This is a genomic window from Shewanella psychropiezotolerans (assembly GCF_007197555.1).
In the GTDB taxonomy this organism is placed as follows: domain Bacteria; phylum Pseudomonadota; class Gammaproteobacteria; order Enterobacterales; family Shewanellaceae; genus Shewanella; species Shewanella psychropiezotolerans.
Genome location: NZ_CP041614.1, coordinates 3,996,234 through 4,010,575 on the forward strand (window position 1 = coordinate 3,996,234; position 14,342 = coordinate 4,010,575).

The following is a 14,342-nucleotide window of genomic DNA, read 5'->3' on the forward strand; positions in this document are numbered from 1 at the left end:
GACGAGAGGTACACAGTTTTTGCCGCCCCTAGATTTCTGATGTTCCAGAATTCACGGCTTATTGTAGTTCCATTACACAAAAGAGCCACTTCTCTACAGAGAAGTGACTCAATTCGAGCTATCTAATTATTACTATCAGCTCTTTGTCTTGCATTTACACTGCTCTCTTCAACAACATGGACTTAATATGTCCAATTGCCTTAGTCGGATTGAGTCCCTTAGGACATACATCCACACAGTTCATGATGCCATGGCAGCGGAATACGCTGTATGCATCATCAAGTTCCGATAAACGCTCTTCGGTTGCTGTGTCACGGCTATCGATTAGGAAGCGATAGGCATGTAACAAGCCACTTGGACCGATGAACTTATCAGGGTTCCACCAGAAAGATGGACAAGCGGTAGAACAACAAGCACACATGATACATTCATATAAACCATCTAAATGTTCACGCTCCTCAGGTGATTGCAGATGTTCACGCGCAGGCGTTTTCTCATCGTTAATCAGATAAGGCTTGATCTTCTCATACTGAGTGTAGAACTGAGATAGGTCTACAATAATGTCACGCACGACTGGCATACCCGGCAGAGGTCTAATCTCAATTTTCTTACTCTTGAAGGTAGACACTGGCGTGATACAAGCCAGACCGTTCTTGCCATTCATGTTTAGGCCATCTGAGCCACAAACACCTTCACGACATGAACGACGAAATGCCAAGGTAGGATCTTGCTCTTTCAGCAGTATCAGTGCATCCAGAACCATCATATCGGTGCCTTCTGCGACTTCTAATGTGTAATCCTTCATATACGGCTTAGCGTCTACATCGGGATTATAGCGATAAACTGCGATATTCAAATTCATCTCTGTATCTCCTTAGTAAGTACGCTTGATCGGTGGGAAGGCTGCACGAAGCTTTGGCTCCATGTTAACCGCACGACGATCCATTGTTTCAGTAACCGGGTCGAACAGGCTGTGACACAACCAGTTCTCATCATCACGCTCGAGGAAATCTTCACGTGAATGAGCACCACGGCTCTCGGTACGGAAATTGGCGGCATAAGCCGTTGCAATCGCAGTCGCCATCAAGTTATCCAGCTCTAAACATTCGATACGCTGGGTATTGAACTCTTTCGAGTTATCAGAAAGCTTAGCATTGGCCAGACGTTCACGGATCTGCTTGAGCTCAGCCAAACCTTCAGCCATAGAGTCGCCACGGCGAAATACTGAGAAGTTCAGCTGCATACAAAGCTGTAAATCTTTACGGATCTGCACCGGATCTTCACCGTCTTTGTTGCTTTCCCAACGGTTCAGACGTGCTAGAGACGCATCGATGTCGGCATCAGTAGCATCTTTCGGATTAGGAGTCTCATCCAGGGCTTTACCCAGATGCTGACCCGCAGCACGACCAAATACCACTAAATCCAGTAGTGAGTTACCACCTAAACGATTAGCGCCGTGTACCGATACACAGGCAATCTCACCGACGGCAAACAGGCCTATTACGTCAGTCTCGGAGCCATCTTCACTCTTACGAATGACCTGGCCGCTCACTTTAGCAGGCAGACCACCCATCATGTAATGACACGTGGGTAATACAGGGATTGGGCCATCGGCCGGATCGATATGGGCGAATGTACGAGACAGTTCACACACACCTGGAAGACGCGCTTCCAGTGTCTCTTTGCCTAAATGATCCAGCTTGAGTAGCAAGTGCGGACCTAAAGGACCATCTAGACCACGACCTTCACGAATTTCGGTCATCATAGAACGTGCAACCACGTCTCGAGAGGCCAAATCTTTCGCGTTAGGCGCATAACGTTCCATGAAACGTTCGCCGTCTTTGTTCAGCAGATATCCGCCTTCCCCGCGACAACCTTCGGTCACCAGAACACCGGCTCCCGCGATTCCCGTAGGATGGAACTGCCACATCTCCATATCTTGCATCTGTATGCCAGCGCGCATTGCCATGCCGACACCATCGCCAGTATTAATATGTGCATTGGTAGTAGAAGCATAGATACGACCCGCGCCGCCAGTAGCGAGCACGGTAGCCTTGGCCTTGAAATAGACGATTTCGCCGCTCTCGATATCGATAGCGGTACAACCGACAATCACGCCGTCTTCGTTCTTCACCAAATCAAGTGCATACCACTCGGAGAAGACTTGTGTCTTATGCTTAACATTTTGCTGATAAAGACAATGTAGCAATGCATGACCGGTACGATCGGCAGCTGCTGCGGTACGAGCCGCTTGCTCGCCACCAAAGTTTCTAGACTGACCACCAAACGGACGCTGGTATATCTTGCCATTCTCGAAACGAGAAAACGGCAGACCCATGTGCTCAAGCTCGATAACCGCCTCGGGACCGGTTTTACACATGAATTCGATCGCTTCTTGGTCACCGATAAAATCGGAACCTTTAACCGTATCGTACATATGCTGTTCCCAGTGATCTTCATGGGCATTGCCTAAGGCTACTGTGATGCCGCCTTGAGCCGAAACCGTATGAGAACGAGTCGGGAACACTTTAGATAAAAGCGCACAGCTCTTACCTTCTTTTGAAATCTGTAATGCTGCTCGCATACCTGCGCCACCGGCACCGATAACGACCACATCAAATTCGCGTACTGGAATACTCACTTAAACACCCCACACAATCAAAATGCCTGCTGCCAAATATGAAAAGGCTGCTACGACTACAACGAACTGAAGTAAACCACGAAGCATTAATGGCTTAACGTAATCAGTTAGCACCTGCCAAATACCGATCCAAGCGTGAACCAGAATCGCGACCAGGGCTAGCAAGGTGAATACTTTCATCGGCAGAGCGCTGAACAAGCCATGCCATGCGTCGTAGGTTAGTGGAGAGCTAAGGGCAATAAATCCAACCACAAAAATAGTGTATAGGGCTAAGATGATTGCGCTTGCGCGTATTAGAATAAAGTCATGAACACCACTGCGTCCAAGACTCGCTGCATTAGTTACCATACCCAAACCCCTACAATGATAGAAAACGCAATTGACAATGCAAATGCGGCTTTTGCCGAAGCGATACCAGCTGGCAATTCTTCCCAGCAACCGGCATCCATTATCAGATGACGTATGCCAACGATAAGGTGATAACCCAGTGCGGTAAGAATTCCCCAGATGACAAACTTAACCAGCAAGTTATCAAAAAGAGATTGTACGCCTGCGAAACTCTCTGGGGATACTAAAGATTCATTCAGTAACCAGATGAGAATGCCAACAGCAAATAGCATGATGACACCGGAGACACGGTGGAGAATAGACGCGATCGCTGTTGCAGGAAAGCGTATGGTCTGCAGATCTAGATGGACAGGTCTTTGCTTTTTCACGTTCTGCTCACTCTGCTCAATTGAGCTATATTTTTGTTATACGAACCACTTTTGTTCAAACATCGAACCGAGAATGAGTTCACACTTCGATATCGTTACAAAAGAAAAGTTTAAACAGACATTTAACGCTTTAGAAGCAACTTATCAGGTGACTAATGAAGTGCACTCTAAATGGCAATGTCTGTGGCTCTTCTGAGCCGAAGCAAGTATACGCGCGGCAAATGTCAAATACAAACATCACATTATGCAAATTTTGTTTTTTTGGTAAAAAAATCTGCCAAGTTCCTGTTCTGTTATGGGGTTTGGGCAAAATAAGACCATGGTCTAAGAAATTTAAACGCTTATTTAAATTGAAATGTGATCTGGATTCACTGTAAAGTATTGGCGTTTGATAAGCCGCACTCACATAAGAATGAAGTAAGGAGAACGGGTATGGCTGATAATATAGCCAAGTTGGAACTGCCAGGGAATGACTCAATCGATCTGCCAATAAAAAAAGGCACGGCAGGCTTCGATGTCATCGACATCAGCAAATTAGGTAGTAAAGGTCACTTTACCTTCGATCCAGGATTTCTCGCGACAGCCTCCTGCGAATCTGCGATTACCTATATCGACGGCGCACAAGGGATACTGCTTCATCGCGGATACCCTATTGGTGAATTAGCCGTAAATTCAGATTATTTAGATCTGTGTTATTTATTGCTGTACGGAGAGCTTCCAACCACAACTCAGTACGAACAATTTGTTCATACAGTTAAAAATCACACCATGGTTAACGAGCAGCTAGTCGCCTTCTTTAAAGGCTTCAGACGTGATGCTCACCCCATGGCAATGCTATGTGGTGTTACGGGTGCACTTTCTGCATTTTACCAAGATTCACTAGATGTTAACGATGAGCGTCACCGCGAAATCGCCGCTTTCCGTCTAGTCTCTAAGATGCCGACAATTGCCGCCATGTGCTACAAGTACTCAATCGGTCAGCCATTCGTGTATCCACGTAATGACTTGAGCTACGCGGGTAACTTCCTCAGCATGATGTTTGCTGTGCCATGTGAAGAATACGAGGTTAACCCGATTGTTGAACGTGCCATGGATCGCATCTTTATTCTGCATGCGGATCATGAGCAAAACGCGTCGACATCGACAGTACGCCTGGCTGGTTCTTCAGGTGCTAACCCATTTGCATGTATTGCAGCGGGTATTGCATCACTTTGGGGACCTGCTCACGGCGGCGCTAACGAAGCGTGTCTGAACATGCTCGAAGAGATTGGCACAGTGGATCGTATCCCTGAGTTCATCGCTCGCGCTAAAGACAAGGAAGATCCTTTCCGTTTGATGGGCTTCGGACATCGCGTCTATAAGAACTTCGACCCTCGCGCTAAAGTTATGCGTGAAACCTGTCATGAAGTCCTTAAAGAGCTTAATGTTAACGACCCACTGCTCGATGTTGCCATGGAACTCGAACGTATCGCCCTTGAAGATGATTATTTCGTCTCCAAGAAGCTATATCCAAACGTCGATTTCTACTCAGGTATCATCATGAAGGCTATCGGTATTCCGACTAGCATGTTCACCGTACTGTTCGCCCTTGCGCGTACAGTGGGTTGGATTGCCCATTGGAAAGAGATGTTGGATCAACCTGGTCATAAGATCAGCCGTCCACGTCAATTATATACCGGCGCACCTGAGCGTAGTTTTGTCTCACAAGACAAACGTGAATCTTAACGACTCTAGGACCTAGAACTTAAAATCTAGGAAGCAGGAACCACAGGAAGGCACTCATCGAGTGCCTTTTTTATTGCCCGCCACCGCATGTTCACCCTGTTATGGTTCGCCTTAGCGCGCACTGTAGGTTGGATTGCTCATTGGAAAGAGATGTTGGATCAACCTGGTCATAAGATCAGCCGTCCACGTCAATTATATACCGGCGCACCTGAGCGTAGTTTTGTCTCACAAGACAAACGTGAATCTTAATGATTCTAGGACCTAGAACTTAAAATCTAGGAAGCAGGAACCACAGGAAGGCACTCATCGAGTGCCTTTTTTATTGCAAGTGTTACGATGAAATCGTTCCTAAAACTAATGCCTAGACACTATGAACTTATACCAATTGGTATTAGACCCACTTCTCCATCACAAAGTTTGTTAGCACTTGTCCCCGAACTTCTACTTCCTGCGAGTTAACCAGAGTAAAACCAAAATGCTCGAAAAATGGTCTTGCAGTTATGCTGACATGGGAATAGCAACGACATATACCTTTAAATGCTGCCTCATTGAACAGAGTATTCATCAAAGCTTTACCTCCCCCCTGCCCTTGGTGATCCACATGACAGAAAAAATGGTCGATATAGCCATCACTTTGAAGATCAGCAAAACCTAGCTGCTTGCCTTCAGATTCGGCAATGAAAGGGTCCATGGCTTGGATACGCTTAGGCCAAGTATCAGGTAAAGATCGTGTCGGTGCCCAGGCTGATACCTAGAGCAGGCTATAGTCTCTGATATTGACTCTGTGAATGGTATCGTATTTAATCTGCCACAGGACGACTGGATCATCTGATTGTTCAGCTTGATTAAACTTTCGTATCTGTATCATGCCAGTCCTTTACGGTTATGACTTAAATCCAGCTTTATGCCAGATGAGCGCGATATAATAACCGGACTGACTCAGATTAGAAGGATTGGTATTAGTCCGCTAACCATTTATCGACTGCTTCACGCTTACCTTGCTTAATATCACGGCGCATCTCTTCGGCAATCTCATCGCGGGAGTCCAATCTATCTTTTGCCCTGTTTATCTTCCTGGAGGCATTGTGCTCCATTTTATCCAGTTTCTTGTCGACATAGCTGCCATCGGCCAGATCCCGAGCATTGCCTGTGGCTCTATTGACCTTATTCTTAGTCTTATTGTATTCGTGCTTGTACTTATATTTGTTGTCTTTAATGTCACGATTCATGCGAACTGCATCTTTCAATAAGTTCTGTGCATGCAGATTTGGTGAGAATAAGAACACTGACATCAAGGCCATAACGACTACATTTTTCATCAGAGTGAATTTCATAAGAGTGTCTTCCATAAGAGTTATCTACTCATTATCTCCTTCCAATCCCAGTAAATGAACGCCACTTGATGCATTAAGGTTATTAACAAAACAAATGAACTGCCACCTTTGATACATCTTGTATCAAAAGGTGTTTGAATTGTTACAAAATTAATCGTTAAATCCCTATTAGTCAAAAGCATCAATTTTTAAACCTTTTCGCTACATTGTGTTTAACAAGTTTAACTTGGTGGACACTGTAAACATTAAGCCATTGTATTTAACATGTTTTATTTGTTGGCATGGCTTGTGCTTAGTTAGTGATAATTGGAACAAATAACTTAGGTATTTTTACATGGACTCTTTAAATACACTCGCTAACACTCAAGTAACTCACTCACAAAAATCCGGCATTCAGACTCGCCCACTCAATGGTTTCAAGTTTGCACTCCCCCTCCTTCTGGTATCTGTGCTCTCAGCTTGTAGCGGTGAAGAGCCTCCTAAAGAAGAGGAGAAGTATGCCGTTCCAGTCGAAACGACCACTGTCATTCAGGGAGATGTCTCTTCTTTCTACAGCACAACTGCCACACTCGAAGCCCCGGAAGAAGCCAAGGTGGTCACTCGCATCGCAGGCTTGATTGAAGCCATCGAGGTCGAAGAGGGTGACAGAGTCACCAAGGGTCAATTACTGGCGGTTATCGATGCTAAGAGACAGAGATACGATCTCGCCCGCTCACAGGCCGAAGTGGAAATAATCGAACAGGAACTCAACCGATTAAAGAAGATGGGCAATAGGGAGTTCATCAGCGCAGACTCCATGGCCAAACTCGAATACAACATGCAGGCCGCTATCGCTAAACGCGATTTGGCAAGCCTGCAGGTCGAAGAGAGCATGGTTCGCTCCCCCATCGAGGGCGTTGTCGCCACTCGCTTCGTTAAAAAAGGCAATATGGCAAAAGAGTTCGACGAGCTGTTTTATATCGTTAATCAAGACGAACTGCACGGTATCGTCCATCTTCCCGAACAACAACTTCAGAGCTTACGTCTGGGTCAGGACGCACAAGTGTTCGCCAATAAGCATTCCCAAGATACGGTTCATGCAAAAGTATTGCGTATCAGCCCCATCGTCGATGCCCAGAGTGGTACCTTCAAGGTCACCCTATCTGTACCCAACGACAATGCCAAGCTAAAAGCCGGCATGTTTACCCGAGTCGAACTCAGGTATGACACCCACAATAATGTGATCACTGTGCCTTATAACGCTGTGGTCAACCAAGATAATCAGTTTGCCCTCTATGTCATCGACGGTACTAATGTGAATCGCCGTGAAGTCTCCCTAGGGTATCGTGAAGCCGATACCGTTGAGATTATTGCCGGCATTGAACCCGGTGAGCAGATAGTGATCCGCGGTCAGCAAAATCTAAAAGATCAGTCACTTGTAGAAGTGATCAGTTCATTAGATCTAGCCTCAGTCGAGAAGTAAGGAAACCGAACTATGTCTATAATAACAACATCGGTAAGACGCCCGGTCACAGTATGGATGTTCATGTTGGCAGTGATCCTGTTCGGCATGGTGGGTTTCTCACGTCTGGCAGTCAAACTCCTGCCTGACTTGAGTTACCCCACGATAACCATACGAACTCTGTATGTGGGCGCGGCCCCAGTCGAAATCGAGCAGCTAGTCTCTAAACCCATCGAAGAAGCGGCGGGTATCGTAAAGGGCTTAAGAAAAATCAGTTCAATATCACGTTCAGGTATGTCTGATGTGGTGCTTGAGTTCGAATGGGGCACTGACATGGACATGGCCAGCCTGGATGTTCGGGAAAAACTGGACACGATTATCTTGCCTCTCGATGTAAAGAAACCGCTACTGCTTAGATTTAATCCAAACCTTGATCCTATCGTTCGCCTCGCCTTATCGGTTCCCGACGCCAGCGATAACGAGCTCAAGCAGATGCGCACTTACGCCGAAGAGGAATTAAAACGCCAACTCGAGTCCTTAACCGGTGTTGCCGCCGTCAGACTCTCGGGCGGTCTACAGCAAGAAGTGCACATTCTGCTCAATCAAGAAAAACTGACTCAGCTCAATCTAAACGCCGATAAAATACGTAATCGTATCGCCGAAGAAAATATTAATCTGTCTGCGGGTAAAGTGGTCCAGGGAGATAAAGAATATTTGGTGCGCACCCTTAACCAGTTCAACTCTCTGGAAGAGCTGGGTGAGATCATCGTGTATCGCGACGCTCAGACATTGGTCAGGCTATTTGAGGTTGCCGACATTGTCGATGCCCATAAGGAGCGTAACGATATCACCCGCATTGGTGATCAAGAATCTATCGAGCTAGCAATTTACAAGGAAGGAGATGCGAATACCGTAGCCGTGGCCAGAAAAGTCAACGCGGCGCTCAAAGAGTTAAATGCTAACCAGGTAAAATCAGAATTAACCGTTATCTACGATCAATCGGAATTTATTGAGAGTGCAGTGAGTGAAGTGACATCGTCCGCACTGATAGGTAGCTTGCTCTCTATGTTGATCATCTATCTATTTCTGAAAGATATTATTCCTACCTTGATCATCTCTATCTCGATTCCATTCTCGGTCATCGCCACATTTAACATGATGTATTTTGCCGATATCAGCTTAAACATCATGTCACTGGGCGGAATAGCACTGGCTGTGGGGTTACTTGTCGACAACGCTATTGTGGTACTCGAAAACATAGATCGCTGTCGCTCGCTTGGCATGAGTAAGCTCGAAGCGGCTGTAACTGGAACTAAAGAGGTCTCCGGGGCGATATTTGCTTCGACACTGACCACACTCGCCGTCTTTGTCCCTCTGGTCTTCGTCGATGGTGTTGCTGGCGCCCTGTTCTCGGATCAGGCTTTGACAGTCACCTTCGCGCTGTTAGCCTCGCTTCTGGTCGCGCTTACCACCATTCCTATGTTGGCATCTCGAGAAGGCATAAAGTCTCTGCCTCCTCTACTCGCTAAAGAGAAGAAGCCAACACCTGAGACTAAAATGGGCAAGTTAACACACTACAGTGCCACGGTTTTCTCTTTTCCCTTTATCGTCTTATTCAGTTACTTACCCAGTGCCCTGTTAACCTTAGCGCTTATGTTTGGTCGCCTACTGTCGTGGTTCACCGGGCTGTTTATGCGCCCCCTGAGCCAAGGATTTAACTGGTGTTATCATAAACTGGAAATCCTCTATCATCTCCTACTCGCCTTGGCGCTTAGATTCAAAGTCATGACTCTGTCAATCGCTATCCTAGTCACCTTAGGGGCGGCCTCATTAGTGCCTAAATTGGGAATGGAGCTTATTCCCCCAATGAACCAAGGTGAATTCTATGTCGAGATCCTTCTGCCACCAGGAACCGAAGTATCAGAGACTGACAAGATACTGCGTCGACTCGCCCTTTCGATAAAAGGCAGGGAAGATGTTAAGCATGCTTATAGTCAGGCGGGAAGTGGCGGCTTGATGACATCGGATACCTCTCGTGGTGGTGAAAACTGGGGACGCTTGCAAGTCGTGCTAGCAGATCCTGATGCCTTCGATGCCGTCGCATCTGTACTACGTACCACAGCGATGCGTATTCCTGAGCTGGAGGCTCAGATACAACACCCTGAGCTCTTTAGTTTCAAGACGCCACTGGAAATTGAGCTGATTGGTTATGATCTGACTCAATTAAAGCAAACGGCTAATGACTTAGTCGACGCATTATCAGACTCAGACCGCTTTGCAGATCTTAAGTCCAGCTTAAGAGATGGCCAACCTGAGATCAGTATTCGCTTCGACCATCAGCGCTTGGCGGCACTGGGCATGAATGCACCAACCGTGGCAAATCGTATCGCTCAGAGAATTGGTGGTACCGTTGCCAGCCAATACACGGTGAGAGATCGTAAAGTCGATATCCTGGTAAGAAGCGAGATAGATGAGCGCGATCAGATAAGCGATATCGGCGCCATGATCATCAACCCAGATAGCAGCTACCCAATAGCACTCAGTGCCGTTGCCGATGTGACACTCAAGCTAGGTCCTTCGGCCATCAATCGAATCAGCCAGCAAAGGGTCGCCATTGTCTCAGCGAATTTAGCCTATGGGGATCTCAATGAAGCCGTATTGGAAGCCAGAAACATCTTAGCCAAGCAGACACTGCCAACCTCGATTCAGGCCAGATTTGGTGGCCAGAATGAGGAGATGGAACACTCATTCCAGTCGCTGCAGATAGCCTTAGTGTTAGCCATATTCTTAGTCTATCTGGTCATGGCCAGTCAGTTTGAATCACTGCTGCACCCTCTGCTTATTCTGTTTGCCGTGCCTATGGCGGTCGGTGGCAGCATATTGGGCCTGTATGTAACTGGTACCCATTTGAGTGTGGTGGTGTTCATCGGACTCATCATGCTGGCCGGCATAGTGGTCAACAATGCCATCGTACTGGTGGATCGCATTAACCAGCTACGCCAGGAGGGCAAAGAGAAGATGGCGGCCATATCTGAAGCGGCCAAGTCTCGTTTACGTCCCATTATCATGACCACCATGACGACAGCCTTAGGCCTGTCCCCCATGGCCTTCGGATTGGGCGATGGATCTGAGGTCCGCGCACCTATGGCGATCACAGTAATATTCGGTCTGATCTTATCGACTCTACTCACCTTAGTGGTGATACCTGTGCTGTACGCCCTGTTCGATCGTAAGCAATATGCCCCAGCAGAGAGCAAAGAGGCGCAAGACGCACAGCTCGCGAGTGAAGGAGGTCAGGCATGAACCTCACCCGATTAGCCATTTCAAGGCCGGTAACCACCAGCATGTTTTTCGTCGCCATTCTCTTATTTGGTTTGGCTTCGAGTCGCTTGCTGCCTTTAGAGATGTTTCCTGGCATAGATATGCCTCAGGTGAACATAGAGGTGCCTTACAAGGGCTCCACTCCGGCCGAAGTCGAGCGTGATATCACCAGTATTTTGGAGGAATCGTTAGCCACCATGGGCGGAATAGAAGAGCTGAGATCCAGCTCTTCACAAAATGGCGCCGAAATTGAGCTCAGAATGAAGTGGGGAGAGAACGTCGCCACTAAAAGCTTAGAGGCCAGAGAAAAAATCGATGCAGTGAGACACCTGCTGCCAAAAGATGTTGAGCGTGTCTTTATCAGGCAGTTCTCAACCGCAGATATGCCGGTGCTAAATTTAAGAATATCCAGCGACCGCGAGCTATCCGGAGCATTTGACCTGCTCGATAAGCAGCTTAAACGTCCGCTGGAGCGAGTCGAAGGTGTTTCTCAGGTGACGCTATACGGCGTCGAACAGAAGCAGATTGAGATCAGGATAAATGCCGATAAGTTGTCGGCCAGTGGGATCTCTATCCCCTATCTTCAGCAGCGCCTGCAACAGGAAAATTTTATCGTCAGCGCGGGGATCTTGAGAGCCAACTCGCGAGTCTATCAAGTCTCTCCTAAGGGAGAATTTAGAAACTTAGATGATATTAACGCCGTTGTGCTTAAACCTGGTATCACGCTTGGCGATATCGCCACTATCAGCTTCTCGCTTCCCGAGCGTTTAGATGGCAGGCACTTAGACAAGAACTACGCGGTAGGCTTGGACGTTTTCAAGGAGTCGGGCGCTAACCTGGTCGATGTGTCTGCAAGAGTGATGAAGGTCATCGAGGCTGCCAAGCAAGACGAGCAGTTTGACGGCATCAAGTTATTCGTCATGGAAGATCAGGCTTATGGGGTCACATCGTCATTGAACGATCTCCTGACCGCCGGCCTAATAGGTGGCCTGCTCTCTTTTGCTGTCCTGTATCTGTTTCTCAGAAACCTGAAGATGACTTTAGTGGTGGTGACCTCTGTCCCCATCTCTATCTGTATGACATTGGCCGCCATGTACCTGTTAGGGTATAGCCTCAACATTCTCTCCATGATGGGCTTGTTACTCGCCGTCGGCATGCTTATAGATAATGCCGTGGTCGTCACCGAGAGCGTATTACAGGAGAAACAAGCCAAGGGCTCAAGCTCCAGCAAAGAGTCTGATTCTGCGGTACTGACCGGGGTGAACAAGGTGTCACTGGCGGTCCTCGCCGGTACACTCACCACTGGCATCGTATTTCTGCCCAACATCTTCGGCGTAAAAGTCGAATTGACCATCTTCCTGGAGCATGTGGCCATCGCTATCTGTATCTCTCTGGCAGCGTCACTTTTGGTCGCGAAAACCTTACTGCCACTGATGCTCAGTAAGATGAACATAGAGGTCGAAACCAAAGATAAAGAGAGCAAACTGCAGACCTACTATCACAAGAGTCTGGATTGGATCTTAACCAGGCCACGTACCTCAGGTGTAATATCTCTCATCATTTTGGCATCCACTGCCCTGCCCTTAAGCATGGTCAATCAAGATCAATCCGATGGTGAGGGCAACAATAAACTCTACATCAACTATCAGGTTGAGGGACGACACAATCTCGACGTCACCGAGGCGATGATCACTAAAATGGAGACCTATCTCTATGCCAATAAAGATAAATTCCATATCGACTCTGTCTATAGCTACTACGCACCCGACCGCGGCCAATCGACCCTAATCCTGAAACAAGATACCCAAGTCGACATGAAGGATCTAAAGCAAGTCATACGTGAAGGCTTCCCTAAGTTCTCCATCGCCAAGCCCCAATTTGGTTGGGGCGGCGGTAACAATGGCTTAAGAGTGACCCTGACCGGACGCTCCACCAGTGATCTTATCGAGATAAGTCAAAGAGTGATCCCGCTTCTGTCTGAGATTGAAGGCTTAACGGATGTGAGGTCAGAACTCAGCGGGGCTCAGCAGGAGGTGGTGATCCAGATTGACAGGCAGATGGCTGCCAGACTCGATCTCAAGCTCAACGAAATCGCTTCCAGTATCTCTATGGCCTTAAGAGGCAGCCAACTTAGATCTTTTCGTCATGATCCCAATGGCGAGTTACGCATCGAGATGTCCTTCGAGCAAGAATGGCGCCTGTCGCTGGAGAGATTAAAACAGCTTCCTGTGATCAGAATCGATAACCGGGTCTATACCTTAGATAGCTTAGCGAGTATCACCATCTCGCCAAGATTCGATACCATTCGCCACTATGACAGACAGACGGCCTTGTCTATCGGCGCAAACTTAGATGATCTCACCACAGAAGAGGCACAGGAAAAGATAACTCAAGTGATGGAGACGGTGAATTTCCCTGCGGGATATGGCTATTCACTCAGGGGAGGCTTCGAGAAACAAGATGAAGATCAGGCGGTAATGGCGACCAACATGCTGCTGGCCTTAGCCATGATCTACATAGTGATGGCGGCTCTGTTCGAATCTTTACTGCTACCGACAGCCATCATCACCTCGATCCTGTTTTCCATCACAGGCGTGTTTTGGGGCTTGCTATTTACCGGCACACCTATGGGCGTCATGGTCATGATAGGCATATTGATCTTAATGGGTATCGTGGTGAACAACGGCATAGTACTGGTGGATCAGATTAATCAGAAAGAGCCGGCACTCGACAAGCTATCGGGAGAAATCAGTCAGGTGTGTATTTCACGTCTTCGCCCTGTGCTTATGACTGTCGGCACCACAGTACTGGGTTTACTGCCGCTGGCACTGGGTGATACTCAGCTAGGTGGAGGGGGTCCATCATATTCACCCATGGCCATTGCTATCATAAGCGGCTTAACATTTTCTACCGTGACCAGTCTTTATCTGGTGCCCCTGTGTTATCAAGCCCTATATAGAATGCGCTACAACGCAGCCGTACGCTTAGGTCGTGCAAATAGCCTTTCGAGAAGGCTCATGCCTTGGGCATATTGAGCAAACCATTTATAAAATGAGATTTGCGAGTAAATTGAATAAGGGGCTGCAATTGCAGCCCCTTACTTTTACAGGTATCTTATTAACAATAACAACAAACAGTTAACTTATGAAAATAATAACAGAGGT

Annotated in this window: 9 protein-coding genes and 2 pseudogenes; 5 read left to right on the forward strand and 6 right to left on the reverse strand. The window is 47.3% G+C overall.

Annotated elements, in window-relative coordinates; all coding sequences use genetic code 11:
• Positions 1-154: 154 nt before the first annotated feature.
• The 4 genes from FM037_RS17790 to sdhC are packed head-to-tail and all read right to left on the reverse strand — an operon-like array spanning position 155 to position 3,378.
• Entirely contained in the window at positions 155-862 is a 708-nt protein-coding gene (locus FM037_RS17790) for a succinate dehydrogenase iron-sulfur subunit (protein ID WP_144047080.1), read from the reverse strand.
• A 12-nt stretch (positions 863-874) separates the two neighbouring features.
• Positions 875-2,641, reverse strand: a complete 1,767-nt coding sequence (sdhA, locus tag FM037_RS17795) for a succinate dehydrogenase flavoprotein subunit (protein WP_144047081.1) — start codon at positions 2,639-2,641, stop codon at positions 875-877.
• Complete coding sequence (gene sdhD, locus FM037_RS17800) at positions 2,642-2,989, reverse strand: succinate dehydrogenase, hydrophobic membrane anchor protein (RefSeq protein ID WP_144047082.1); 348 nt, start codon at positions 2,987-2,989, stop codon at positions 2,642-2,644.
• Positions 2,983-3,378: a succinate dehydrogenase, cytochrome b556 subunit gene (gene sdhC, locus FM037_RS17805; RefSeq protein ID WP_144047083.1), complete on the reverse strand. Its 396-nt coding sequence runs from the start codon at positions 3,376-3,378 to the stop codon at positions 2,983-2,985. Before sdhC ends, sdhD begins: the two co-directional genes overlap by 7 nt.
• A 411-nt stretch (positions 3,379-3,789) precedes the next feature.
• On the opposite strand from sdhC, the gene FM037_RS17810 reads away from it, so the two are divergent.
• Both FM037_RS17810 and FM037_RS17815 read left to right on the forward strand, forming a co-directional pair.
• On the forward strand, positions 3,790-5,082 hold the full coding sequence (locus tag FM037_RS17810) for a citrate synthase (protein WP_144047084.1): 1,293 nt from the start codon (positions 3,790-3,792) through the stop codon (positions 5,080-5,082).
• Positions 5,083-5,169: 87 nt separating this feature from the next.
• A pseudogene (locus FM037_RS17815) lies at positions 5,170-5,331 on the forward strand (citrate/2-methylcitrate synthase); the annotation flags it as partial.
• 142 nt (positions 5,332-5,473) lie between these two features.
• Here FM037_RS17815 and FM037_RS17820 read toward each other — a convergent pair.
• Together FM037_RS17820 and FM037_RS17825 are read right to left on the reverse strand one after the other, a co-directional pair.
• A pseudogene (locus FM037_RS17820) lies at positions 5,474-5,788 on the reverse strand (GNAT family N-acetyltransferase); the annotation flags it as partial.
• 253 nt (positions 5,789-6,041) lie between these two features.
• The gene (locus tag FM037_RS17825) at positions 6,042-6,416 is read right to left on the reverse strand and encodes a hypothetical protein (protein WP_227992523.1); all 375 of its coding nucleotides are present in this window, start codon (positions 6,414-6,416) and stop codon (positions 6,042-6,044) included.
• A 334-nt stretch (positions 6,417-6,750) separates the two neighbouring features.
• Here FM037_RS17825 and FM037_RS17830 point away from each other — a divergent pair, with 334 nt between their 5' ends.
• The 3 genes from FM037_RS17830 to FM037_RS17840 are packed head-to-tail and all read left to right on the forward strand — an operon-like array spanning position 6,751 to position 14,213.
• Positions 6,751-7,878 (forward strand): efflux RND transporter periplasmic adaptor subunit, encoded by a 1,128-nt coding sequence (locus tag FM037_RS17830; RefSeq protein WP_227992521.1) that lies wholly within the window; start codon positions 6,751-6,753, stop codon positions 7,876-7,878.
• Positions 7,879-7,890: 12 nt separating this feature from the next.
• Entirely contained in the window at positions 7,891-11,160 is a 3,270-nt protein-coding gene (locus FM037_RS17835; protein WP_144047085.1) for an efflux RND transporter permease subunit, read from the forward strand.
• The gene (locus tag FM037_RS17840; RefSeq protein WP_144047086.1) at positions 11,157-14,213 is read left to right on the forward strand and encodes an efflux RND transporter permease subunit; all 3,057 of its coding nucleotides are present in this window, start codon (positions 11,157-11,159) and stop codon (positions 14,211-14,213) included. Before FM037_RS17835 ends, FM037_RS17840 begins: the two co-directional genes overlap by 4 nt.
• Positions 14,214-14,342 lie beyond the last annotated feature (129 nt).